Below are 24,514 nucleotides of genomic sequence, written 5' to 3'. Positions count from 1 at the left end.
GGTTTCCTGAAATCGGCGCTCTATCGCGCCTTGGCGTCCGTGGCGGCGGCCGGCACCCAGGCGCCGCCGATGGTGCGGGAATGGCCGCGCAACTCGGCAATCGCTGTGTCATCGACGGTGACGCGCACGTCGTAGATCCCGGAACGGCCGGTTCGCGAGATCTCCCGCGCTGTCGCCACCAGCCGGTCGCCGAGCTTGCCCGGCCGGATGAAGGTGATGTTGCACTGCGCCGCCACGGCGCGCTCGTTGTGGGAGTTGCAGGCAAAGGCGAAGGTCGAATCCGCCAGCAGGAAAATGAAGCCGCCATGGGCGATGCCGTGGCCGTTGACCATATGCGGCTTGACCGTCATCGACATGACGGCTTCGCCGGCCCTGATCCGCAGAATCTCCATGCCGAGACCCTGGCTGGCGTCGTCTTCCTTCCACATCGCGTCCGCGCAGGCGCGCGCGAGATCGTCCGGCGACAGCGTGGCCTTGACGTTCACTGCGGGTTCCCCGCGAGCAGGATCGGATGCAAGAGCGTTCTCCCCAAGGCCGGTTCAAGGCCGCTGCGGGCCTGTTGCAACAAGCCTCTTGAACTCAGCGATCAGTCGGTTAGTCATGATGCGAAGCCACCATGGTGTCAACGATCCCTGCGGGCGTCAAATCGCTGGAAATCGCCACAAATCGGGAAGACCCATGATACCCGCCCCCCCAAAACCAAATGGCCCGCCGGTTGCCGTCGAGGCGCGCTGCGTGCGGCTGCTGGCGAAGGCGGACAATCCGGCCTCGCTGGCGCCGGTGGTCGAGCAGCGTACGCTGTCGCGGGCCTTGAACGAGCTGCTGATCGAGGTCAAGGCGGCGGCGGTCAATCCCTCCGACGTGAAGGCCGCTACCGGCCTGATGGCTTACGCGGTGTTTCCGCGCACGCCCGGCCGCGATTACGCCGGCGTTGTGATCGACGGGCCGGCCGACTGGATCGGGCGCGAAGTATTCGGCTCCTCGGGCGATCTCGGGATCCGGCGCGACGGCACCCATGCCACGCATCTCCAGGTGGAAACCGAGGCCGTGGTCGACAAGCCCCGCAATATCTCGTGGGAGGAGGCGGCCGGGATCGGCGTACCCTTCGTCACCGCGATCGAAGGCTTTCGCCGCGCCGGCATGCCGAAGCAGGGCGATACAGTGCTGGTGATGGGCGTCAACGGCAAGGTCGGCCAGGCCGCAGTGCAGATCGCGAGCTGGCACGGCGCCGATGTGATCGGCGTGGTACGCAAGAGCGAACCGTACGAAGGCCACGCCAACGGCAAGGTCGAAGTGATCGACGCTTCCGCAAGCGACGTTGCCGCGCGCGTCCGCGAGCTGACGGAGGGCAAGGGCGCCGACATCGTCTTCAACACCGTCGGCGATCCCTATTTCCAGGCGGCGCACAAATCGCTGGCCTTGCGCGGACGCCAGATACTGATCGCCGCGGTCGACCGCATCGTGCAGTTCAACATCCTCGAGTTCTATCGCGGCCAGCACACCTATGTCGGCATCGATACGCTGGCGCTGTCATCGATCGCGACCGGGGCGGTGCTGCGGGAGCTCGGTCCCGGTTTCGCCAGCGGGCATCTGAAGCCGTTCCCGATTTTGCCGAGTGCGATCTATCCGCTGGAACAGGCGAAGGCCGCCTATGTCGCGGTGGCCGGCTCCTCGCGCGACCGCGTTATCCTGCGGCCGGCATAAGCTATCCGATCCCTTCATTTCGCGCTTCCGCAGCGGGGACGAAACCATTCGCATTTCGATTGAGAGCGAAGGTTTTATTCTCCCTGTGGCGAGGTACGCGACAGCTTCATTCTTTGTGTTTGCAAGCCGTGGACTGGCCCATGCGGCGGACGCTATAGCACGGCTGATTTTGCAGCTTAATTGAGCCGTGCCGGCCATCTTTGGCCGCGAAAGCCAAGGGAAAAATCCAGTGCAGGGCGTGGACAATATTGTCGTGGTGAGCGGCCTCGCGATCGGTCTCGCCTATGGCGCGGTCGGCCTGTTGAGCGGCTTCTGTCTGCTCAGTAGCCTGCGCGGCTGGTGGGCCGACGGCGACAGCCGCCTGGTCCGGACCTACGCGCTGGCGCTCGGCGTCGCGATCGCGGCAACGCAGCTTCTCGCCGCCGGCGGCGTCGTCGATCTCGGCAAGACGATCTATCTGCAGCCGTCGTTCTCGGCGCCGCTGATGTTCGCCGGCGGTTTGCTGTTCGGTTACGGCATGGTGCTGTCGAACGGCTGCGGCTCGCGCGCGCTGGTGCTGCTCGGGCGCGGCAATCTGCGTTCGTTCGTGGTGGTGATCGTGCTCGGCATCGCCGCACAGATGACGCTGAAAGGCCTGATCGCGCCGCCCCGCGTCGCGGTGCTGCAGATGTCGCAGACCGCGCCGAAGATCATCTCGTTGCCGGCGCTGCTGTCGGCGTTTGGCCTCAGCGAGACGTTCGCCCGCATGCTGGCGGCGTCCGCCATCTCAGGCGCCCTGATCATCTTTGCGTTCGCGCATGCGCCGTTCCAGCGCGCCTGGGGGCAGATCGCGGCCGGGCTCGCGGTCGGCCTGCTGGCCACCGCGGGATGGTTCGCGACCGGCTTTCTCGGCGCCGACGATTTCAATCCCGCCGCGGTGACGTCGCTGACCTTCATCGCGCCGATCGCCGATGGCGTGCAGTACGTCATGCTGTCGACCGGGCTGACGCTGAATTTCGGCGTCGCCATGGTGGCTGGCGTGTTCGCCGGAAGCCTGCTGACGGCGCTGGCGACGCGTCGCTTCCATTGGGAAGGCTTCAATTCGCCGCGCCACATGCTGCGCTCGATTGCCGGCGCGGCGCTGATGGGCGCGGGCGGCGCGATGGCCTATGGCTGCTCGATCGGGCAAGGCCTGACCGGCCTGTCGACGCTGGCGCTGGCGTCGTTCGTCGCAGTCGCCGGGATTCTGTTAGGGACGGCAGCGGGCCTGCGCGGCGCGCTACGCGTGCAGCCGCTGGTGCCGGCGCAGGATGTGAGTTGACGTTCTCTAGTTCGTGGGTGAGTTGCCCCGGACGTTCGTAACGGCTCCTCTTTTACCACGTACCCCCAATCAAATGCATTCCAAACCGGTCCCGCGCTGCCGCGACAAAGCTGTCTAGTGTCGGCTCTGAGAGGGCAACACACGTGTCGTCTCCACAAACGGGGAGCACAAATCCACGATGCCCGGAGCGAAAATAGATGCCGACGCCACGGTGATCCGTATTCGAGGCGAGGAGCGTATAGCCTGAGTGCGGCTCCCAAGGAAAATGAGAAACCTCGACTGCTTGTAAGTATTCAAGGTCTCTTGAGATCCTTGCGTCGACAACCCGAATGACACAACCGCTGATGGCGCCAACAGTCGGATGTTTTCGTCCCACCCTCTCACGTGTCAACGCTTCCAGTGCATTCGAGACAACATCGAATTCTTTTTCTCCCTCGGTAACGGGAACGGCGGCGTCTGATCCCTCTGCGTTCTGCGAGTGACGAACGGGAGGCCCTTCATATGGCCTCCGGATCTCGGAAAATCGATGATACTCATCTTGGTCCCCAATATATGCGCGCTCGCATCGTTGTGCCTGGTGGTCAGCGATCCGAAACAGTTGCTTCTTGTGGGACTCGTTTAACAAGACGAGAAATTCGCACTGATCAAGGCTTGGCCTATCGACGATCCCTTGAACAGGATCGAGGCTCGGAGTGCGCTTGAGGGTTGCGTAAAGGTCGCAGATGGTCCGGTACGCGGATTGAAAATGCCCAGCGTAAGCGACCGCTATCGTTCCGTTCAGTACTTGAATTTTCAGGCCGTGGAATTCGCCATTCACGGGGCCGATATCGTCACGTAACTGGAAGCGCTCGTGGCTCAGAAGGGTGTCACCAACCATAAATCCGATGTCGTCGCACGCATGGGCAATCACGAGTGACATTGGTCGAGCTCAAGCTCGCGCTCGTGATGTCGCCAGACGCATCACCTCGAGATAACCGGGGCGCACTTCCATCCGCTTGATCAGACCCTTCTCGGTCAATAGCCGATGCGCTTCCGGCAGCCGGTAGCACGGCAGGTACATGAACAGATGGTGCTCGGCGTGATAGTTCACCCAATAGGGCGCGATCAGTAACCGCTCGAGCGGACTCGCGAGCGTGGTGCGGGCGTGGCTGAACGGGTCTTCTCCCGTGGAAGTGCAGGCGTGCTCGGCGATGTTGCGGATCCGCGTCACCAGCGGCAGCCAGGTCGCCATCCCGACCACCCACACGGCCCAGTACCAGATGCCGGCGCCCGCCAGCCAGAACAGCGCGAACATCAAGGCGTTCACGCCAAGAAAACGCGCCATCTTGTCGGCACCGCTGGAGACGAAGCTTTCGTGCGACACCTTATCGTCGCCGTCCTTGCGGCGGAACAGCGACAGGAACAACGGCAGCCGCTGTTTGACAAAAGTTTGCCCGGTGAGATCGCGGATCGCCTTGCGAGTGTAGCTCTCCTTCGTGATCGGAAACGGCGCCGACAGCGAGAGGTCGGGGTCTTCCGGCTGCTGGGTGAACTTGTGGTGCTGCAAGTGATACGAGCGGTAGCTGGCGAGGTCGGCCCCGACCGGCACTGCGCACAGCCATTGCCCGACCCATTCATTGATCGCCTTGTTGCCGTGCAGTCCGCCATGCGCGGCCTCATGCATCAGGATGGCGAGGCCCAACTGGCGGGTGCCGACCACCATTACCGCGATCAGCCAGGTCAGTGGATTCGGCCATAGCATCACCAGCGCGATGGTCGCGGCGATGGTGCCCCAGGCGTGGAGCACCAGCCACATGCCGCGCGGCGAACTGCGCGACGTCAGCCGGCTCCACTCCTCCGGCGTAAAGACCGTTTTGGGGTCGACGCGGGCCACCATCGGCATGGGCAGTTCTCTCAATGCAATTTTCGGCTCGGGGGCTTCATCCTTCGAGACGCATCGCTTTCGCGATGCTCCTCAGGATGAGGTCTCTGACCCTCGTGGTGAGGAGCGCGGCAACGCCGCGCGTTTCGAACCACGAGGCCATGGAATTGATGATACGCCCGCTCGACTGTTCGTCAATCCGCCGCTGATGTTACGATACGGATCTCCGAGGTGAGGGTGCGGTGCACCGGGCACTTGTCGGCGATTTCCATCAATTTCTCGCGCTGCTCGGCGTCGAGCGCGCCTTCCATTGATATCACCCGGTCGAACCGGTCGAGCATGCCGGCCCTGGTCTCGCATTCGGCGCAATCTTCCGCATGAATCTTGCTGTGGTTCAGCGTCACCGTGACGCGTTCCAGCGGCAGCGATTTGCGGTCGGCATACATGCGCATGGTCATCGAGGTGCAGGCGCCAAGGCCGGCCAGCACGAGATCATAGGGTCCCGGTCCGGTGTCGTCGCCGCCGGCGGCAATGGGTTCGTCGGCGACCATCCGATGCGGCCCGACCGAAATGGTCTGCTGGAACTTGCCGGTGCCGGTCTCGCGCACCACGACGCTGCGCGGCGTGTTGCCTGAAACGGAAGGCTGCTCGGGCAGGGCGAGATCGACATAGCGTTCCGCCCAGGCGACGATGACGCCGGCGACATAGGACGCGTCGCGCTTGCCGGAAAGCAGGTGATCGGCGCCCGCCAGCGAAACAAAACTCTTGGGATGCCTGGCCGCCACGAAGATATGCGTGGCGTTGTCGATGCCGACGGTGTCGTCGGTCGGCGAATGCATGATCAGCAGCGCCTTGTGCAAATTCGTCACCTCCGCCATCAGGCTGTGCCCGGCGATATCGTCGAGAAACTCGCTGGTGATGTGGAACGGCCGGCCGGCGAGCTGGACTTCCACCTTGCCGTGCTTGCGGATGTCCTCGATGCGATCCCTGAACAGGCCGGTGACGTGGGCGGGGTCGGAAGGTGCTGCGATGGTGACGACCGCTTTCGCGTCGGGAATTTGCCCGGCGGCGGCGAGGATGGCGGCGCCGCCGAGGCTGTGGCCGATCAGGATCGCCGGCGCTTTCCTGGTTTCGCGCAGGTGGTCGGCGGCCCGCACCAGGTCGGCGACGTTCGAGGAGAAGGTCGAGTTGGCAAAATCGCCCTCGCTGGAGCCGAGGCCGGTGAAGTCGAAGCGCAACACCGCGATGCCCTTGGCGGCGAGCGCCGCCGCGATGCGCTTGGCGGCCAGCACGTCCTTGCCGCACGTGAAGCAGTGCGCGAACAGCGCATAGGCGAGCGGCGTTCCTTCCGGCAAATCCAGCGACGCCGCTAACTGATGGCCGCCCTCACTCGTGAATTGGAAACGTTCAGTCGGCACGGTTGGCCTCCATGTGCTGGTCTTCACCTCTCCCGATGGGAGAGGTGTCGTTGAACGCTGGCAGTCGAACTAGTCGCCGGAATAGCGCTCTTCCTTCCAGGGATCGCCGCGGTTGTGGTAGCCGCGGACTTCCCAATAGCCAGGTGCATCCTCGGCCAGCAACTCGATGCTCTGCAGCCACTTCGCGCTTTTCCAGAAATAGAGATGCGGCACCACCAGCCGCACAGGGCCGCCATGTTCGGCTTCCAGCGGCGCGTCGGACCAGCTATGCGCGAGCAGGGCATCCTCGGCGGCGAGATCCTCCAGCGCGAGATTGGTAGTGTAGCCGTCGTGGGAATGCAGCACGACGAAGCGCGCCTCGTCGCGCGGCCGGCAGGCGTCGAGCAGATCGCGGGTCGAAAGCCCCTCCCACCGGTTGTCGTAACGCGACCAGGTCGTCACGCAATGGATGTCGGAAACGAATTTCGCCTGCGGCTGCGCGGTGAATTCCGCAAAATCCCAGAACAGCGGATTCTCGACCGCGCCGTAGACGTCGAGGCGCCAGCGCTCCCTGGAGATATTCGGGGTCAGGCCGAGGTCGAGCGTCGGCCAGTCCCGGGTCAGATGCTGCCCCGGCGGCAGGCGCTGTTCCCCGGGACGGGAAGGCATGCCGGTGAGGAAGCGGCCCTCCTGCGCCCAGCGCTGCTTGCTGCGCGTCAGTTTGCTGTCGGGAGGCGGTTCGTCCTGTTCGGCCATACCGGACCTTCGGCTCCGTTTTGATCGGAACCGAAAGTCTAGCATGGAGCCATGAGGAGAAGCGAACGCCTCAGGCCGATTTCCCGAACAGCACCGGAAGCTGCCGCGGCCCCCGCACGGTGCCTTCCGACCATCTGACCTGACTGGCCGGGTCGAGCCCGAAGTCCGGGATCCGCTTCAGCCATTCCTCGATCGCGACCGTCATTTCCATGCGCGCGAGGTTGGAGCCGACGCAGCGGTGAATGCCGAGTCCGAAGGCGGCGTGGCGGTTCTCCTTGCGATCGATCACGACCTTGTCGGCGTCGGGGAACATGGCGGGGTCGCGGTTGGCAGAGGGGAACGACAGCAGCACCATATTGCCCGATTTGACCGGGCAGCCGCTGATCACGGTATCCTTCATCACCTCGCGCGCCATCGTTACCGGCGCATAGGCGCGCAGCAGTTCCTCGATCGCGGTCGGCATCAGTTCCGGCTCGGCGATGAGACGCTCGCGATCCGCTGGCGTTTTCGCCAGATGCCACAATGAAGCGCCGATCGCGCTCCAGGTAGTGTCGATGCCGGCGATCAATAACAGCCGCAATGAGCCCAGCACGTGTCCGTCCGATAGCGGCTGGCCGCTCTTGTCGCGGGCGTTCATCATCGTCGTGATCAGGTCGTCGGTGGGGTTCTTCTTGCGCGCCTCGATATGGCCGTGGAAATAGCCGGTCATCTCCTGGACCGCGCGCATCATGGTGGCGTCGTCCTTGATGCCGAGCTCGAGAATTTCGTGGATCCACTTGATGAATTGGTCGCTGTCCTTTTCCGGGATGCCGAGCATGTGGGCGATGGCGCGGACCGGAATGTGCTTGGTGTAGCGCGCCGCGGCGTCGCATTTGCCCTCGGCAATGAACTCGTCGATCAGCTCGTTGCAGATCGCGCGAACCCGGGGCTCGAGCTTCTTCATCGCGTCGGGCGTGAACGGCGGCAGCAGCAGCTGCTTGGCGGGCTTGTGCTCCGGCGGATCGGAGGTGATCGGCGGCGCGGTGTTGGTAATCGGCGGCCGGACGTCGCGGACGATGACGCGGCGCGAGGAGAAATGCGTGGTGTCGTGGGCGATCTCCCTCACCGCTTCGTAGGTGGTCGGCATGTAGCAGCCGAGGAAGCGGTCGGTATGAACCACCGGCGATGCCGCCCGCAATTCATCCCAGATCGGATACGGATTTTCCGTCCAGTGCGGATCGGTGTGGTCGAAATCGTGCACCCAATCGGTGACGGGAGGATGCTCGGGCATGGCGGGGGCGGCATCGGGAATGGCGCGGGCGGGATCGGACATCAGGGTAAATTCCTCTGGTTCGTTCGCTGGATCAACGATTGCGCTAAAGATTGGTCAGCAGCTTCAAATCGACGCCACAGGCGTGAAGCAGTTACTCTTCGGTGACTTCAATCGCGATTTCAGGGCAATTGGCCTTGGCGAGCCATGCCTTGTCCTCTAACCCGGCGGGCACGGAGCCGTCGCCGGTTTCGTGCGCATTGCCGAACTCGTCGAGTTCGAACAGCTCGGGCGCCAGCGCCTTGCAGCGGGCATGGCCCTGACACTTATCCTGATCGATGTGGATTTTGAGTTTTCCGGCCATCTGACGCGCTTCTCCCCAAACTCACCTGCAGCCTTGCTGCCGTGTTGCGTTTCCACTTGCTGTCTTATTATTCTAACGGCGCTGACCGTATTGGCTGCGCCGTTAAATTATAGCATATTACATTCGTGCCGCGGTTGTGGTGTCAAGTGAAAAGTCAGAGATCAGGACGCAGATGCCGCCTCGGTTAGCCCGCAAACCGCTCAATACCTATCACCACGGCGATCTCCGCGACGCCCTGGTTCAGGCCGCACTTGCCGAGGCGGAGCAGGGCGGCCCGGAAGCCATCAGCCTCAAGGCGCTCGCAAAAAAGCTCGGCGTCTCGCAACCGGCGCCGTACCGGCATTTCGCCGACCGCGAGGCCTTGCTGGCGGCGGTCACGGCGGAGGCCTTCCGGCAATTTTCCGCCATGCTGCGGGAGTCGATCAGCGGGCCGTCGAAACAATCGAAGCTGTCGCGCCTCGCGCAGGCCACGCTTTCTTTCGGTCTGCGCCGCAACGGGATCTACCGCTTGATGTTCGCGTCGCGAACCATGGCCTGTGCGTCGAAAGGCAGCGAGCTGCACAACGCAGCCTTTGAAACGTTCGGCCTCGTGCTGGAAGCGCTGGAAGCGCCCGCCGTCGGATTGTTGCGCGAGCGGCAGGCCCTGCAAATCTGGGCCGCGCTGCACGGTGTGGTGATGCTGGCCGAGCAGGGACTGCTCACCGGCCAGGTTGCCCAGATCAGCCGGGAGGAACTGGTCGAGGAGATCGTGGAGCAGAGCAAACTGGCGCTGTCGGTCGCCATCAAGGCCGCCGGTGCTGGCGCGCGCGTGGCGGGCTAGCCTCATCCAGAGGAGCGCGCTCTGCGCGCGTCTCGAAGGATGAGCGGAGGCACTCCGACCTCATGGTTCGAGACGGCGTATCGGACAGCGCAAGAGCGCGCTGCCGGGAGGGCGCCTCCTCACCATGACGGAGATGTTATCTGGGCGGCCGTGGATCGATCGGCGTCGAGCCGCGCACGCCCAGAATATCCTCCAGCACTTTGGCGCCGGCGAGAAGCTTTGCCTCGCCGCGCGGCGGCGCCACCATCTGCAGTCCGACCGGCAGGCCGGACGCGGTGAACCCGCAGGGCAAAGATAGCGCCGGGCAGCACACCAGCGTTATCGCATAGACGATGGCGAGCCATTCGACGTAGTTGTCGAATTTTTTGCCGGCGCATTCGGCGACATAGCGGTTCTCGACCGGAAACGGCGCAACGATGGTCGCCGGCGTCAGCAGGAGATCGTAGCTGTTGAAAAATTCCAGCGTGCGCGCGGTCATCGCCACGCGCTGGGCCTCCGCACGCTCGAGCTGCTCGACCGTGAGCTTGAGGCCTTCCTCGATGTTCCAGATTACCTCGGGCTTGAGCTGATCGCGCTTTTCGCGTAGCAGCGCCGCCTTGCTGAGCGCGAAGTCGAAGGCGCGCAGCACGTGGAAGCATTCATGGGCCTCGCGCAGGTCCGGATGCGCTTCCTCGACGATGGCGCCGGCTTCGGCAAAACGCTGCGCCGCTTTGCGGGTGATGGCAGCAACCTCGGGATCGACAGGGGTGATGCCGAGATCGGGCGAATAGGCGATGCGCTTCGGCTTGTTGCCGGAACGGGCGGCCGACAGGAACGAGATCGGCAGCACCGGCAGCGACAGCGGGTCGGCCGGGTGCTCGCCGCTCATGGCGTCGAGCAGCAGCGCGAGATCCTCGACATTGCGCGCCATCGGGCCCTGCACACCGAGATTGCGGTCGATCGCGGCCGCGGGCGTATGCGCGACGCGGCCGATGCTCGGCCTCAAGCCGACGATGCCGCAGAAGCTGGCGGGATTGCGCAGCGAGCCGCCCATGTCGGAACCATGCGCCAGCCAGGCCATGCCGGTGGCGAGCGCCACCGCAGCCCCCCCGGAGGAGCCGGCGGCCGATCGCGACGTATCCCAGGGATTGCGGGTCGCGCCGAACACTTCGTTGAACGTGTTGGCGCCGGCGCCGAATTCCGGCGTGTTGGATTTGGCGTAGATCACCCCGCCATTGGCTTCGAGATGTTCGACCAGGATATCGGAACGCGCGGGGACATAGTCCTTGTAGATCGGGGAGCCCTGCGTCGTCAGCACGCCGGCGACGTTGGTGAGGTCCTTGATCGGAACCGGCATGCCGGCCAGCAGGCCGCGGCTCCCGGCCGGCTTCTTCATCAGTTCTTTGGCATGCGCCCGGGCGCGGTCGAAGCACAGCGTCGGCAGCGCGTTCACCCTGCCGTCGACCTCGGCGATCCGCTTCTCCAGCACGTCGAGCAGATCGAGCGGCGTGACTTCGCCCTTGTTGAGTTTGTCGACGATGGCGCACGCCGTCGCTTTTACCAGTCCCTGATCAGCCACTCGTATTTCTCCCGTTCATTCCGGCTCGAAGCCACGGATTGCCTAGTGCTGTAAAACATTTTCCGGCAAAGTGGAAATACCCGCCGCCGTCCCGGAGATTCCCGCATGTTGACGCCTTCAGATACGCCCGACTGGCGCAAGATGAGCCAGGAGGAGCGCGACCTCGGCCTCAACAACGGCGTTGCGGTAGCCGGCAGCGCCGAGATGGTCGCCGGCTGGGAGCAGCGTTCCGCCGAAATGCGCAAGCGGCACCCCTCGCATCTCGACCTCCGCTACGGTCCGCGCGAACGCAACCGGATCGATTTCCTCAAGGCCGCGGAGAAGGCGCCGACGCTGCTGTTCATCCACGGCGGCTATTGGCAGAACCGGGCGAAGGAAGTCTTTTCGCTGTTTGCCGAAGGCCCGATGGCGCATGGCATCAATGTCGCGCTGATCGGTTACACGCTGGCGCCCGATGCGACGCTCGACCAGATCGTCGGCGAAATCCATCAGGGGATCGATTATCTCGCCGGGCAGTTGCCCGCGCTTGGCGGCGACGGGCGCGGGATCGTGGTGTCGGGCTGGTCGGCCGGAGGGCACCTGACCTCGATGGCGCTGTCGAATCCGAATGTAAGCGCGGGCATGGCGATATCAGGCGTCTACGATCTTGAGCCGATCCGGCACTCCTATCTCAACGTCAAGCTCGGGCTCGATGAAGCGACGTCGCGCCGCAACTCGCCCATGATGCAGTCCGGCGGCGCGCTAAAACCGCTGTCGCTGGTGGTGGGCGACGCCGAACTGCCGCTGCTGCGCCAGCAAACTTCGGACTTCGCCGGGCACCGCGTCAAATACGGATTGCCGGTGACCTATGAGGAAATCCCCGGCGCCAATCACTTTACGATCATGAACGAAATGCTGTCGCCCAAGGGGAGGGTGACGACGCTGATCAGGCAATTGTTCGAAAGGACGGCGGTTTAAGTCCCGTCATTGCGAGCGAAGCGAAGATTCCATGGCGCCGCAAAGAGAGTGGATTGCTTCGCTTCGCTCGCAATGACGGTGGCGACGGCCGCGGCTATCCCCAACCCGACGTATGCCCGCCATCGACGGTGAAGATCACGCCCGAGGTATAGCCGGAGCGGTCGGAGGCGAGGAAGGCCATGAGGTCGCCGATCTCACGGGCATGCGCGGGGCGGCCGAGCGGCATGCTCTTCTGAAATTCCTTGTAGCGGTTTTCGTCGCCGAACTGGTTCCTGGCGCGGGTCTTCAAGAGCGTGACGTGGCGGTCGGTGCCGACCGGCCCGGGATTGATGCCGACCACGCGGATGTTGTCGGCAAGGCTCTTGCCCCCGAGCGCGCGGGTCAATGCCATCAGCGCCGCATTGCCGGCGCTGCCGCAGATGTAATTGGCGTCGATTTTTTCGCCGGCGGCGCCGATGTCGTTGATGATGACGCCGTGGCCGCGCGCTTTCATCTGCGCGTAGATGGCGCGGGTGAGGTTGATGTAGCCGAACACCTTCAACTCCCAGGCATGGCGCCAGGTCGCTTCGTCGATCTTGTCGATCGAGCCGCCGGGAATGTCGCCGGCATTGTTGACGAGGATGTCGATATCGGCGGCGTCCTTCACCAGTTTCGCAATGTCCTCCGGTTTGCGCAGGTCGACGACGGCAGTGGCGGCGTCGATCTGATGCGCCGAGCGCAGCCGCTCGGCCAGCGCCTTCAACTGATCGCCGCTGCGGGCCGCAAGCAGCAGGTGGCAGCCTTCTTCGGCGAAGGCTTCGGCGGCGGCCGCACCGATGCCCTTCGATGCACCGGTGATCAGGACGCGCTTGCCGCGCAAATGCAGGTCCATGGGGATTGCTCTCTGTGATGGGGGAACATCTGGCCGATCATCGGGTGGGACCGGATTGTTAGGCCGCCGCCGCTGAGACGGTCAACATTGCACTGCAGCGTTGCACCGCAGCCGACTTTGGTCCATTGCAATCCGATCCAGCAAACGGCGCTACCGGCCCTTCAAGACCATAAGGAAATTCCCGATGAGCAACGAGAAAAAGCAATACCGGATCGCGGTCATTCCCGGCGACGGTATCGGCAAGGAAGTGGCGCCGGAAGGGCTGCGGGTGCTGGAGCAGGCTGCGAAGAAGCACGGGGTATCGGTGCATTTCGATCATTTCGATTTCGCCTCCTGGGACTATTACGAGAAGCACGGCGAGATGATGCCGGAGGACTGGAAGGCCAGGATCGGCAAGCATGACGCGATCTATTTCGGCGCGGTCGGCTGGCCCGCGAAGATCCCCGATCACGTTTCCCTGTGGGGATCGCTGATTAAATTCCGCCGGGAGTTCGACCAGTATGTCAACCTGCGTCCGGTGCGGCTGATGCCGGGGGTGCCGTCGCCGCTCGCTAACCGCAAGCCCGGCGATATCGATTTCTGGGTGGTGCGCGAAAACACCGAGGGCGAATATTCATCGGTCGGCGGGCGGATGTTCCCGGACACCGACCGCGAATTCGTCACCCAGCAGACCGTGATGACGCGGATCGGCGTCGACCGTATCCTGAAATTCGCCTTCGAGCTGGCGCAGTCGCGGCAGAAGAAGCACCTGACCTCGGCGACCAAATCCAACGGCATTTCCATCACCATGCCGTATTGGGACGAACGCGTGGAGGCGATGGCGAAAAACTATCCCAAGGTGAAGTGGGACAAGTACCACATCGACATTCTCACCGCGAATTTCGTGCTGCATCCGGACTGGTTCGACGTCGTGGTCGGCTCCAATTTGTTCGGCGACATCCTGTCCGATCTCGGCCCGGCCTGCACCGGCACCATCGGCATCGCGCCCTCGGGCAACATCAATCCGGAAGGCCATTTCCCGTCGGTGTTCGAGCCGGTGCACGGCTCGGCGCCCGACATCGCGGGGCAGGGCATCGCCAACCCGATCGGCATGATCTGGTCCGGCGCGATGATGCTGGAGCACCTCGGCGAGAAGCAGGCGGCGGCCTCGATCGTGGCGGCGATCGAACGCACGCTCGGCGAACGGACGCTGCGGACCCGCGATCTCGGCGGCAATGCCGACACGGTGGCGTGCGGCAAGGCGGTCGCCGAGATGGTGGAATAGCGAAGCCGGACCCTCATGGTGAGGAGGCGCGATAGCGCCGTCTCGAACCATGAGGCCGGGCAATATCCTCATCCTTTATCCTCATCCTTCGAGATGCGGCCAAGTGGCCGCACCTCGGGATGAGGCACCGTGTGCGGCGGTCTCGGTTGTCCCGCGATCCGGTTGCAATGCTTCCACGCAGCCGCGATTTGGTTCTTGCTTGCTTCGTCGGAGCGCAACGCCGAATGCAGCCAACTGCGTTGACTATTCATAATAGTTCTCACTCGAACGCGCTCTCCTGCAGATGGCAGTCATTCGCGGACGTGCGATTCACTTGCATTAGTGAGTGCCGTGGCGGCGCGGCAACAGTCGCGCGCGGTTTGTGCGGAGCACACACGATTTGACGCAGATCAATTTTTCGGATCGCGCGAAGGCATTTTGTGAAGGTCAGTCGATGCGGAATCATTCGTACCGGCAAATATTGGGGATTTTCATGAAGACAAGAACAAGAACTGCGATCTCGTCGCTCGCTTTGGCTGCCGGGATCTTTGGACTCGCGACAGCCGCTTCAGCCGCTGATTTGCCGGTCTACACCAAGGCGCCGGCGGTCGAAGCCTGGAATCCCTGGATGATCCGCCTGCGCGCGCTCGGCGTCGTCACCCGTGATTCGGGCTGGGTCGACCAGGTTCCGGGATCGGGCCTGAAGACCTCGGATGCGATCGTTCCGGAGCTGGACATCTCCTACTTCTTCACCCGCAACATCGCCGCCGAACTCATTCTCGGCGTCACCCGTCATGAAGTGACCGGCACCGGCGTTCCCGCCACGGCCGGCCTCGACGTGGGCAGGGCCTGGCTGCTGCCGCCGACGCTGACGCTGCAATATCACTTCACCGATCTCGGCGCGTTCAAGCCCTATATCGGCGCCGGCGTGAACTATACGGTGTTCTACAACCAGTCGGCCGGCAACACCTTCAACAATGCGGGCGTGATCGTCACCAACAGCCACCTGCAGAATACGTGGGCGCCGGCCGCGCAGATCGGCTTCGACTACATGATCAACAAGCATGTCGGCCTGAACGTCGACGTCAAGAAGATCTGGCTGCGCCCGAACTGGGACGGCACGCTTGGCGGCGGTGTGCCGGTCACTGGCAAGGTCAATCTCGATCCGTGGCTGATCGGAACCGGTCTGACCTACAAGTTCTGATCTCCGACCGGATCTCGGCGGGGGCCGATGCGGCGGGGGAGACTGAGCGAAGCCGCTCAGGCTCCCGCCGCGATCCTCCTGCAATGCTCCCACGCGGCGCCAATCAGGTTCTCGCTCGCCTCCGGCGTGCGGAATGCCGAATGCGCCGACAGCGTCACGTTGCGCAGTTTTGTCAGCGGGTGATCCTTCGGCAGCGGCTCGGTGTTGAAGACGTCGAGCCCGGCATGCCGGATCTGGCCCGACTTCAGCGCGTCGATCATCGCTTGCTCATCCACCATCGCGCCGCGCGCGGTGTTGACGAGGATCACGCCCGGCTTCATCGCCGCGATGCGTTTTGCCGAGAGAAAGCCGCGGGTTTCGTCGTTCAGCAAGAGGTGCAGCGAGACCACGTCGCTTTCGGTCAGCAACTTTTCCAGCGTGACGAAGTCGACGCCGGGATGCTCTTTCGGAGTCCGGTTCCAGGCGATCACGCGCATGCCGCTGCCGCGCGCGATCCGCGCCACTTCCGCGGCAATGCCGCCGAAGCCGATCAGGCCGAGCGTCTTGCCGGTCAGCTGCATGCCGTCCTCGCGCAGCCAGTTGCCGGCGCGCATTTCGCGGTCCATCTCGGCGATGCCGCGCGCCGCCGCCCACATCAGCGCGATGGCGCATTCGGCCACCGCGGTGTCGCCATAACCCTTGATCAAGTGCACTTCGATGCCGAGCCCGGCGAGTTCCTCCGGATTCATGTAACTGCGCGCGCCGGTGCCCAGAAACACCACGTGCTTCAAGCCCGTGCATTTCCTGGCGATTTCGGTCGGCAGCGCAGTGTGATCGACGATAGCGATCTCGGCGTCGCCGAGCACCTCGGGGTATTGCTCCGGGGTGATGTCGGGGTCGCGATGGATGCGGACCTTGGGATCGCCCGGTCTTTCCAGCCGCTCGAAGATGACGGCGAGCGATTCGTTGGCGTCGACAAAAACTCCGCGCACTGAATTCTCCGGTTGTTGGCTGACGATCAGGAAGCGACGCCGGCAAGCGCCAGCACGGTATGCATCAACACATTGGCGCCCGCGGTGCAATCGGCCTGCGTGGCGTCCTCGAGTTCGTTGTGGCTGACGCCATCCTTGCAAGGCACGAACACCATCGCGGTGGGAATGCGGGTGTTGAGGTTGCAGGCATCATGGCCCGCGCCCGAGGTGATGCGCCGGTTGGAATAGCCGAGCGCCTGGGCCGCGTTCTCCACCGCATCGACCAGTTTGGGGTCGAAATGGGTCGGAGGCTTGCGCCAGACCAGATCGAGCTTGACGTCGACCTTGCGGCGGGCGGCGATCTCGGCCACCGCCGCGCGCAAGTCCCTGTCGAGCGCGTCCATGATCGCGGCGTCGGCGCTGCGGCAATCGACCGTGAAGGCGATTTCGCCGGGAATGACATTGCGGGAGGGGTTGGCGATCACGGCTTCGCCGATGGTGCCGACCGCCTTGGGTCCGTGTTTCCGGGCGACGCTCTCCATCGCCAGCACGATTTCCGACAGGGTGGCGAGCGCGTCGCGGCGCAGCGGCATCGGCGTCGAGCCGGCATGGCTTTCGAAGCCGGTGATCTTGCCGTCGTACCACAGCACGCCCTGGCCGGAATCGACCACGCCGATGGTCTTGTGCTCGGCTTCCAGAATCGGGCCCTGTTCGATGTGCAGCTCGACGAAGCTTGCGAATTTCTGCGTGCCGACCGGGGCTTCGCCGCGATAGCCGATGCTGTCCAGCGCCTCCGCCACGGTGACGCCGTCGGCGTCCTTGCGCGACAGGATATCGTCGGTGGTGAAGTCGCCAACATAGGCCGCCGAGGCCATCATCGCGGGGGCAAAGCGCGAGCCTTCCTCATTGGTCCAGTTGACGATGCAGATCGGCGCCTCGGTCTCGATCCCGGCATCGTTGAGGGTACGCACCACTTCGAGCGCCGCCAGCGTGCCGAGCACGCCGTCGAACTTGCCCCCCGTGGGCTGGGTATCGAGATGCGAGCCGAGACCAACCGGCGGCTTCGACATGTCGCGGCCCTTGCGCAGGCCAAACATCGAGCCGAGCGCATCGACATGCACGTCGAGGCCTGCGGCCTCGCACGCCCTGCGGAACCAGTCGCGCACCTGTTTGTCCTCGGGGCCCAGCGTCAGCCGCCGCACCCCGCCCTTGGGCGTGCCGCCGAATTTCGCGGTTTCGTGAATCGTGTCCCAGAGCCGGGCGGAGTCGATCTGCAGGTTGGAGGCGATCTTGGTCATGGAGCTATTTCCGGAATTCAGGAGCCGCGCATATTCGAGGGTTTTCAATGACGCGCCTGCAGCGGCGCGTCAATGACAGCGCTGCCCTGCGCGAGGTTGGCGGCGAGTTCGGCCACGCGTTCGACCGCGACGGTGTCGGGGGAAGTGAGCCAGCTGGCCGCAAATGTCAGCTGCGGCATCTGCAGATTGGTCGACAGCAGTTGCAGGCGCCCGTCCGCCATTTCGTTTTCGACGATCGCGGTGGGAATGACCGCAATGCCGAGGCCTTCGATGGCCATGTGTACGACGGTGGCGATCGAAGCGCTGGCGTGCAGGCGCATCGGCGGCAAGTCCGGGCGATTGAACAGCGAGCGCACCAGTTCATAGGGCGGGGTCTTGCGCGGAAACGTGATCATGGGGAATTTCGCCAGATCGTGCACCGTCAGCCTGCGCTGGCCCAGCCCAAGCGAAGGGCTGGCGAGAAAGCCCACGGGATAGTCGCACAGCACCCGGTTGCTGACGGTCGGCGCCGTTATCGGCCCGAGCAGGAAGGCGAGTTCGATTTCCTGCGCCAGCAACCGTGTCCGCAGGTTCGAGGTGATGTCGACCTCGATTTCGAGCGAGAGATTGGGATAGGCGCGATTGACGCTCTTGACCAGTTGCGACAGCCAGGTGTGAACGATGGTCTCGGCGACGCCGAGCCGCAGCACGCCACGCATCGCCGAGCGATCGCCGACCGCGGCCAGCATCTCCGAGCGCAGCCCGATCAGCTTCTCGGCATACACCATCATCTGCCGCCCGCTCGGTGTCGGCAGCACCATGCGCCGGTCGCGCTGCAGGAGCCTGACCCCCACCTCGTGCTCGAGCTGCGCGATCCGCTGCGAGATCGCAGGCTGGGTGGTGTTGAGCTTTTGCGCGGCGCCGCGAAAGCTGCCGAGCGTCACCACCCACATGAAGGTCTCGATTGCCTTGAAATCAACCATGCTTCCAAAGCTCCCAAATCGATAAATACAATTTATCGATTTTGATCAAAAACAACGATTAGACATTATGTTAGCTCTATGGCCCATTGCTGTCGAGCTAATTTGGGCGGGATCGACGATGACCGGCTTGGCAGGATCGGAACGGCTGTTGGACGACAAGGCGGCCGATCTGTCGCCAAGCGTGGCGGCCCGGCGGGCCTGCCGCACCGGCACCGTCACCAGCACCGCCGGCCTGGCCAATGGTTTCGTGCAGGGCAATCTGGTGATCCTGCCGGAGAAGCTCGCGGCTTCGTTTCACCGGTTCTGCCAGCTCAATCCGAAACCCTGCCCGATCATCGGCATGTCCGACGTCGGCGACCCCCATATTCCCTCGCTCGGGATCGATCTCGACATCCGCACCGATCTGCCGCGCTACCGGGTCTGGCACGACGGCGAGGTGGTGGAAGAGCCGGCCGAGATCATGGCGCATTGGCGCGACGATCTGGTCGCCTTCGTGATCGGCTGCTCATTCTCGTTCGAAGAGGCGCTGATGGCGGACGATCTGCCGATCCGTCACATCGAGCGCAAGGTGCGCGTGCCGATGTATCGCACCAACATTGCATGCCGCCCGGCAGGGCCGTTCGCGGGTCCGATGGTGGTGTCGATGCGGCCGTTCAAGCCGGCGGATGCGATCCGCGCGGTGCAGATCACCTCGCGGTTTCCTTCCGTGCATGGCGCGCCGGTTCATCTCGGCCATCCGCATTCGATCGGGATCGCCGATATCGCAAGGCCCGACTACGGCGATCCGGTGCCGGTGGAAGCCGATGAGATTCCGGTGTTCTGGGCCTGCGGCGTCACGCCGCAAGCGGTGATCGCAGCGGCGAAGCTGCCGTTCGCGATCACGCATGCGCCGGGATTGATGCTGGTGACCGATCTCAAGAACAAGCAATTGGCTGTGCTTTGATGGGCAGCCTTTGCCGCTCATTGAGGCTTTACCGCAACGTTCTGCCGTTTCATCGATAACCGCGATCAACAGGGGGTATTTGCAATGACCATCACTCGCCGCAACGTATTGCTTGGAGCCACCGCTGCCGCCGCCCTCGCGCCGATCGCGGGTCGCGCGCAAGCGCCCGAAGTGGTGATCGGTGTCACTTATCCGCTGTCCGGCTCCAACGCGCAGATCGGCGTCGATGCGCAGCATGCCTACGGGACGGCGGCGGACGTCATCAACAGCAAATATGATTTCGATCTGCCGCTGGCAAAGAGCGTTGGGTTGCCCGGCCTCGGCGGCGCCAAGGTTCGGCTCGTATTCGCCGACCACCAGGGCGATCCCCAGAAGGGCCGCGCCGAGGCCGAGCGCCTGATCACGCAGGAAAAGGTCTGCGCCGTCATCGGCACCTACCAGAGTTCGGTGGCTGTCACCGTCAGCCAGATCTGCGAGCGTTACCAGGTTCCTTTCATTTCGGCCGACAATTCCTCGCCCAGCCTGCATCGCCGCGGCCTCAAGTTCTACTTCCGCCCCGCGGCCCATGACGAAATGTTCTCGGCCGCGATGTTCGACTTCTTCGACGCCCTGAAGAAGAAGGGCACCAAGATCGAGACATTGTCGCTGTTCCATGAGGATACCATTTTCGGCACCGATTCCGGCAACGCCCAGCTCAAGCTCGCCAAGGAGCGCGGCTACAAGATCGTCGCCGACATCAAATACCGCTCCAACTCGCCGTCATTGTCCGCGGAAGTGCAGCAGCTCAAGGCCGCCAACGCCGACGTGCTGATGCCCTCGAGCTACACCACCGACGGCATCCTCCTGGTGAAGACCATGGCGGAGCTCGGCTACAAGCCGAAGGCGATCGTCGCGCAGGACGCCGGCTTCTCCGAAAAGGCGCTGTACGACGCGGTCGGCGACAAGCTCGAAGGCGTGATCTCGCGCGGCAGCTTCTCGCTCGATCTCGCGAAGAAGCGGCCGGTCGTCGGCACCATCAACACCATGTACAAGGCAAAGTCGGGCAAGGATTTCAACGATCTGACGTCGCGGCAGTTCATGGGCCTGATCGTGATGGCCGACGCCATCAACCGCGCCAAGTCCACCGATGGCGAAAAGATCCGTGCGGCGCTGGCGGCCACCGACATGCCGGGCGAGCAGACCATCATGCCGTGGAAGCGCGTCAAGTTCGACGACATGGGCCAGAACAACGACGCCGATCCGGTGCTGCTGCAATATGTCGGCGGCAAGTTCGTCACCGTCTTCCCGGCGCAGGCGGCTATCGCCGAAGCCCTCTGGCCGATGAAGTAAGCCATCTTCTTGGGAGGCTTATCACAAACGCATCGTCGTCCCTGCGAACGCAGGGACCCATACGCCCAGGAGTATCTTTTTCATCGTGGCCTCACGTCCTTCATTCAAACGCGATTCCGGTGGTTATGGGTCCCTGCGTTCGCAGGGACGACATAGGATGGGGACATCCCGGTGACAGCCGAGACCATCATCCAGAGTCTTGCCAGCGGCCTGCTGATGGGGCTGCTCTACGGCCTGATCGCCGTGGGGCTGGCGCTGATCTTCGGCCTGATGGACGTGGTGAATTTCGCCCACGGCGAGTTCCTCATGATCGCGATGTATGCGACGTTCTTCCTGTTCGCGTTCTTCGCGATAGACCCCTTGCTGTCGGCGCCGCTGGTCGCGGCCGCCCTGTTCGTATTCGGGGCGGTGGTCTACCTCGTGATCGTCCGCTTTGCGGTCAGGGCGAAAGCCAATGCCGGCATGGTGCAGATTTTCTCCACCTTCGGCCTTGCCATCGTCATGCGGGGCCTGGCGCAGTTCTTCTTCACGCCGGACTATCGCAGCGTCACCCATTCATGGTTCGGCGGCAAAACCATATCGGTCGGCGGCATTTTCCTGCCTCAGCCGCAACTGATCGGCGCGCTGGTGGCGATCGCCGCGTTCGTCGCGCTGTATTTCTTCATCAACCGCACCGATTTCGGCCGGGCCCTCGAGGCGACGCGTGAGGACGCCGGCGCGGTGGCGCTGGTCGGCATCGACAAGAACAGGGTGTTCGCGCTGGGCTGGGGCCTCGGCGCGGCGCTGGTCGGCCTGGCCGGCGCTGTCATGGCGATGTTCTTCTACATCTATCCCGACGTTGGCGCCTCGTTCGCGCTGATCGCCTATGTCACGGTGGCATTGGGCGGTTTCGGCAGCGTGTTCGGCGCCTTTGCCGGCGGCATCATCGTCGGCCTCGTTGAGGCCACCACCGCGTTGATCATGCCGCCGTCACTGAAATCGGTCGGCATCTACGCGGTCTACCTGCTGGTGGTCTTTGTCCGGCCGCGCGGCCTGTTCGGATCGATGTGATGGATACGGCCTTCGCCCAGCGCCGCCGCCGCGACCTGATCGTCGCCGCCTGTCTCGCCTTCGTCGCGGCGCTGGTGCCGCTGTTCGTCAAGGACGTCTACGTCCAGAACATCATGGTTCTGACGCTGATGTATGCGGCGCTGTCGCAGAGCTGGAATATCCTTTCCGGCTATTGCGGGCAGATCTCGCTCGGCCACGCGCTGTATTTCGGGCTCGGCGCCTACACGACCGCGATCCTCTTCACCAAATTTGGCGTGCTGCCGTGGTTCGGAATGATCGGCGGCGGGCTGATCTCGGCCGTGATCGCGATGGCGCTCGGCTATCCCTGTTTCCGCCTGCGCGGCCATTACTTCGTCATCGCCACCATCGTCATCGCCGAGATCGCGCTGTTGCTGATTCAGAACTGGGATTGGGCCGGCGCCGCGCTCGGCATCGATATTCCCGTCCGCACGGATAGCTGGCTGACGTTCCAATTCACCCGCAGCAAGCTGCCTTACTTCTACTTCGCGCTGGCGCTGGCCTGCATCGCCTGGTTTGTCACCTGGTGGCTGGAAGATTCCAAATGGGGCTATTGGTGGCGCGCGGTAAAGGACAATCCGGACGCCGCCGAAAGCCTCGGCGTGGTGGTGTTCAATTCCAAGATGGGCGCCGCGGCGGTCTCGGCATTCCTGACCGCGGTCGGCGGCAGCTTCTACGCACAGTTCGTATCCTACATCGATCCCGAGAGCGTGATGGGTTTCCAGTTCTCGCTGCTGATGGCGCTGCCTGCGGTGCTAGGCGGCATCGGTACGCTGTGGGGACCGGCGCTCGGCGCCGTGATCCTGATCCCGCTCACCGAGCTGACGCGTTCCTTCATCGGCGGCTCCGGCCGCGGCGTCGATCTGATCGTCTACGGCACCCTGATCGTGCTGATCTCGCTGGCGCGGCCGGAGGGCCTGGTCGGACTGTTCTCGCGCCGTCGCAAGGGAGCGGTCCGATGACAGCCTTGCTGGAAACCCGCGGTGTCTGGCAACGGTTCAGCGGCCTGATCGCCAACAGCGACATTTCGATTTCCGTCGGGCGCGGCGAGATCGTCGGACTGATCGGTCCCAATGGCGCCGGCAAGTCGACACTGTTCAACCTGATCGCGGGCGTGCTGCCGCCCACCCAGGGCTCGATCTGGTTTGACGGCGAGGACGTCACCAGGCTGCCGGCAGCCGAGCGCTGCGTGCGCGGCATCGGCCGCACCTTCCAGGTCGTCAAGAGCTTCGAGACCATGACCGTGATCGACAACGTCATCGTCGGCGCGCTGGTCCGCACCACGGTGATGCGCGAGGCGCGCCGCAAAGCCCATGAGGTCCTGGAATTCGCCGGCCTCTCCGCCCGCGCCGATGTGATGGCCAGCGAGTTGATCCCGTCGGAAAAACGCCGGCTCGAGGTCGCGCGTGCGCTGGCGACCGAGCCCAAATTGCTGCTGCTGGACGAAGTGCTCACGGGCCTGACCCCGATCGAAGCGCAAACCGGCGTCGAACTGGTGCGCCGGGTACGCGACACCGGCGTCACCGTGTTGATGGTCGAGCACGTCATGGAGATCGTGATGCCGCTGGTCGACCGTGCCATCGTGCTCGATCTCGGCAAGGTGCTGGTCGAAGGCAAGCCTGCCGACATCGTTCGCGATCCGAAAGTCATCAGCGCCTACCTTGGGGATCGTCATGCTGTCGGTGCATGAAGTCACCACCGCGTATCAGGGACTCGTCGCCATCTCGGCCGTCAGCCTCGATGTCGCCAAGGGCGAAATCGTCTGCGTCGCCGGCGCCAACGGTGCCGGCAAATCGACGCTGCTGAAGTCCATCGCCGGCGACGAACGTCCGCGCTCCGGCGCCGTCACCTTCGATGGCGCGCGTATCGACGGCCTGGCGCAGCATGCGATCACCGCGCGCGGCATCGCCTATGTGCCGGAAAACCGCCGGCTGTTTCCGCGGCTATCGGTGCGCGACAATTTGCGGCTCGGCAGCTATCTCTATCGCCACGAGGCGGACCGCGACCAACCGCTGGCGCTGGTGTTCCAGCTGTTTCCGCGGCTGTCGGAGCGACTGGAGCAGCGCGCCGAAACGCTCTCCGGCGGCGAGCAGCAGATGCTGGCGATCGGCCGCGCGCTGATGACGCGGCCGCGGCTGCTGATGCTGGACGAGCCGTCGCAGGGCATCATGCCGAAACTGGTTGATGAGATCTTTGCCGCGGTGAAACGAATCCGCGACGCCGGCATGACCGTGCTGATCGTCGAGCAGCGCATGGCCGAATGCCTCGACATCGCCGACCGCGCCTACATCCTGCAGACCGGCCGCGTGCTGATGCAGGGCACGGCCAGCGACATCAAGGGCAATCCCGACGTGCGCAAGGCGTATCTGGGGCTGTAGCCAGAGGTCGTCATTGCGAGGAGCGTAGCGACGAAGCAATCCACCCTTTTTTCCGTTGTGCCAATGGATTGCTTCGCTTCGCTCGCAATGACGTGGAGGGAGCGTTCATTCGCAATGGCGACCGGCCAGGTGTGGTCGTGAATATCCGGCAGTCCGTAGGCGGAATAACGTAGCGTATTTCCGCCATCCTTTTCGCTGTCACGGTGGGTTTTCCGCGTCATGCCCGGCCTTGTGCCGGGCATCCACGTCTTACGTTCTTTCGTTGTGCGCAACATAGACGTGGATGGCCGGGACAAGCCCGG

24 protein-coding genes are annotated in these 24,514 nt (G+C 63.8%); 12 read left to right on the top strand and 12 right to left on the bottom strand.

What is annotated here, in order from left to right; translation table 11 throughout:
* Positions 1-20 precede the first annotated feature (20 nt).
* Positions 21-485, bottom strand: a complete 465-nt coding sequence (paaI, locus tag KMZ29_RS19085) for a hydroxyphenylacetyl-CoA thioesterase PaaI (RefSeq protein WP_215620675.1) — start codon at positions 483-485, stop codon at positions 21-23.
* Positions 486-678: 193 nt separating this feature from the next.
* On the opposite strand from paaI, the gene KMZ29_RS19080 reads away from it, so the two are divergent.
* Both KMZ29_RS19080 and KMZ29_RS19075 read left to right on the top strand, forming a co-directional pair.
* Positions 679-1,704: a quinone oxidoreductase family protein gene (locus KMZ29_RS19080; protein WP_215620674.1), complete on the top strand. Its 1,026-nt coding sequence runs from the start codon at positions 679-681 to the stop codon at positions 1,702-1,704.
* Between the two features lie 229 nt (positions 1,705-1,933).
* On the top strand, positions 1,934-3,004 hold the full coding sequence (locus KMZ29_RS19075; RefSeq protein WP_369810034.1) for a YeeE/YedE family protein: 1,071 nt from the start codon (positions 1,934-1,936) through the stop codon (positions 3,002-3,004).
* Positions 3,005-3,056: 52 nt separating this feature from the next.
* Here the strand turns inward: KMZ29_RS19075 and KMZ29_RS19070 are convergent, their stop codons facing one another.
* The 6 genes from KMZ29_RS19070 to KMZ29_RS19045 form a co-directional block, all read right to left on the bottom strand.
* Positions 3,057-3,923, bottom strand: a complete 867-nt coding sequence (locus tag KMZ29_RS19070; RefSeq protein WP_215620673.1) for a hypothetical protein — start codon at positions 3,921-3,923, stop codon at positions 3,057-3,059.
* A 9-nt stretch (positions 3,924-3,932) separates the two neighbouring features.
* The gene (locus KMZ29_RS19065; protein WP_215620672.1) at positions 3,933-4,886 is read right to left on the bottom strand and encodes a fatty acid desaturase family protein; all 954 of its coding nucleotides are present in this window, start codon (positions 4,884-4,886) and stop codon (positions 3,933-3,935) included.
* Between the two features lie 173 nt (positions 4,887-5,059).
* Positions 5,060-6,283 carry a bifunctional alpha/beta hydrolase/OsmC family protein gene (locus KMZ29_RS19060; RefSeq protein ID WP_215620671.1) on the bottom strand — a complete coding sequence of 408 codons (1,224 nt, stop codon included), beginning with the start codon at positions 6,281-6,283 and terminating at the stop codon, positions 5,060-5,062.
* Positions 6,284-6,352: 69 nt separating this feature from the next.
* On the bottom strand, positions 6,353-7,018 hold the full coding sequence (locus KMZ29_RS19055) for a sulfite oxidase-like oxidoreductase (protein ID WP_215620670.1): 666 nt from the start codon (positions 7,016-7,018) through the stop codon (positions 6,353-6,355).
* 70 nt (positions 7,019-7,088) lie between these two features.
* The gene (locus KMZ29_RS19050; protein ID WP_369810140.1) at positions 7,089-8,288 is read right to left on the bottom strand and encodes a cytochrome P450; all 1,200 of its coding nucleotides are present in this window, start codon (positions 8,286-8,288) and stop codon (positions 7,089-7,091) included.
* 133 nt (positions 8,289-8,421) lie between these two features.
* Entirely contained in the window at positions 8,422-8,631 is a 210-nt protein-coding gene (locus KMZ29_RS19045; protein WP_215620668.1) for a ferredoxin, read from the bottom strand.
* A gap of 172 nt (positions 8,632-8,803) precedes the next feature.
* On the opposite strand from KMZ29_RS19045, the gene KMZ29_RS19040 reads away from it, so the two are divergent.
* Positions 8,804-9,451 carry a TetR/AcrR family transcriptional regulator gene (locus KMZ29_RS19040; protein WP_215620667.1) on the top strand — a complete coding sequence of 216 codons (648 nt, stop codon included), beginning with the start codon at positions 8,804-8,806 and terminating at the stop codon, positions 9,449-9,451.
* 136 nt (positions 9,452-9,587) lie between these two features.
* Here the strand turns inward: KMZ29_RS19040 and KMZ29_RS19035 are convergent, their stop codons facing one another.
* Positions 9,588-11,009: an amidase gene (locus tag KMZ29_RS19035; RefSeq protein ID WP_215620666.1), complete on the bottom strand. Its 1,422-nt coding sequence runs from the start codon at positions 11,007-11,009 to the stop codon at positions 9,588-9,590.
* Between the two features lie 105 nt (positions 11,010-11,114).
* Between KMZ29_RS19035 and KMZ29_RS19030 the strand changes: the two genes are divergently transcribed.
* The gene (locus KMZ29_RS19030; RefSeq protein WP_215620665.1) at positions 11,115-11,966 is read left to right on the top strand and encodes an alpha/beta hydrolase; all 852 of its coding nucleotides are present in this window, start codon (positions 11,115-11,117) and stop codon (positions 11,964-11,966) included.
* Positions 11,967-12,060: 94 nt separating this feature from the next.
* On the opposite strand, the gene KMZ29_RS19025 is transcribed toward KMZ29_RS19030, so the two are convergent.
* The gene (locus KMZ29_RS19025; RefSeq protein WP_215620664.1) at positions 12,061-12,837 is read right to left on the bottom strand and encodes an SDR family oxidoreductase; all 777 of its coding nucleotides are present in this window, start codon (positions 12,835-12,837) and stop codon (positions 12,061-12,063) included.
* Between the two features lie 184 nt (positions 12,838-13,021).
* On the opposite strand from KMZ29_RS19025, the gene KMZ29_RS19020 reads away from it, so the two are divergent.
* Positions 13,022-14,101, top strand: a complete 1,080-nt coding sequence (locus KMZ29_RS19020) for a tartrate dehydrogenase (RefSeq protein ID WP_215620663.1) — start codon at positions 13,022-13,024, stop codon at positions 14,099-14,101.
* 472 nt (positions 14,102-14,573) lie between these two features.
* Entirely contained in the window at positions 14,574-15,284 is a 711-nt protein-coding gene (locus KMZ29_RS19015; RefSeq protein WP_215620662.1) for an OmpW/AlkL family protein, read from the top strand.
* Between the two features lie 56 nt (positions 15,285-15,340).
* On the opposite strand, the gene KMZ29_RS19010 is transcribed toward KMZ29_RS19015, so the two are convergent.
* The 3 genes from KMZ29_RS19010 to KMZ29_RS19000 are packed head-to-tail and all read right to left on the bottom strand — an operon-like array spanning position 15,341 to position 18,494.
* Positions 15,341-16,255: an NAD(P)-dependent oxidoreductase gene (locus KMZ29_RS19010; RefSeq protein ID WP_215620661.1), complete on the bottom strand. Its 915-nt coding sequence runs from the start codon at positions 16,253-16,255 to the stop codon at positions 15,341-15,343.
* Between the two features lie 26 nt (positions 16,256-16,281).
* A complete protein-coding gene (locus KMZ29_RS19005) occupies positions 16,282-17,532 on the bottom strand; it encodes a Zn-dependent hydrolase (RefSeq protein WP_215620660.1) in 1,251 nt (416 codons plus the stop codon).
* Between the two features lie 44 nt (positions 17,533-17,576).
* Positions 17,577-18,494: a LysR family transcriptional regulator gene (locus KMZ29_RS19000; RefSeq protein ID WP_215620659.1), complete on the bottom strand. Its 918-nt coding sequence runs from the start codon at positions 18,492-18,494 to the stop codon at positions 17,577-17,579.
* Between the two features lie 118 nt (positions 18,495-18,612).
* Here KMZ29_RS19000 and KMZ29_RS18995 point away from each other — a divergent pair, with 118 nt between their 5' ends.
* The 6 genes from KMZ29_RS18995 (at position 18,613) to KMZ29_RS18970 (ending at position 24,212) form a co-directional block, all read left to right on the top strand.
* Positions 18,613-19,437, top strand: a complete 825-nt coding sequence (locus tag KMZ29_RS18995; protein ID WP_215602737.1) for a putative hydro-lyase — start codon at positions 18,613-18,615, stop codon at positions 19,435-19,437.
* Positions 19,438-19,521: 84 nt separating this feature from the next.
* Positions 19,522-20,766: an ABC transporter substrate-binding protein gene (locus tag KMZ29_RS18990; RefSeq protein ID WP_215620658.1), complete on the top strand. Its 1,245-nt coding sequence runs from the start codon at positions 19,522-19,524 to the stop codon at positions 20,764-20,766.
* Positions 20,767-20,982: 216 nt separating this feature from the next.
* Entirely contained in the window at positions 20,983-21,816 is an 834-nt protein-coding gene (locus KMZ29_RS18985; RefSeq protein ID WP_249779961.1) for a branched-chain amino acid ABC transporter permease, read from the top strand.
* A complete protein-coding gene (locus KMZ29_RS18980) occupies positions 21,816-22,796 on the top strand; it encodes a branched-chain amino acid ABC transporter permease (RefSeq protein WP_215620656.1) in 981 nt (326 codons plus the stop codon). Before KMZ29_RS18985 ends, KMZ29_RS18980 begins: the two co-directional genes overlap by 1 nt.
* Complete coding sequence (locus KMZ29_RS18975; RefSeq protein ID WP_215620655.1) at positions 22,793-23,524, top strand: ABC transporter ATP-binding protein; 732 nt, start codon at positions 22,793-22,795, stop codon at positions 23,522-23,524. The genes KMZ29_RS18980 and KMZ29_RS18975 overlap by 4 nt, the downstream gene beginning before the upstream one ends.
* Positions 23,508-24,212, top strand: a complete 705-nt coding sequence (locus tag KMZ29_RS18970; protein ID WP_215620654.1) for an ABC transporter ATP-binding protein — start codon at positions 23,508-23,510, stop codon at positions 24,210-24,212. Before KMZ29_RS18975 ends, KMZ29_RS18970 begins: the two co-directional genes overlap by 17 nt.
* The last annotated feature ends 302 nt before the right edge of the window (positions 24,213-24,514 follow it).

The organism is Bradyrhizobium sediminis, from assembly GCF_018736085.1.
In the GTDB taxonomy this organism is placed as follows: domain Bacteria; phylum Pseudomonadota; class Alphaproteobacteria; order Rhizobiales; family Xanthobacteraceae; genus Bradyrhizobium; species Bradyrhizobium sediminis.
Note: the sequence above shows the minus strand (reverse complement) of the source record. Positions and strands in the feature narration are given on the sequence as shown.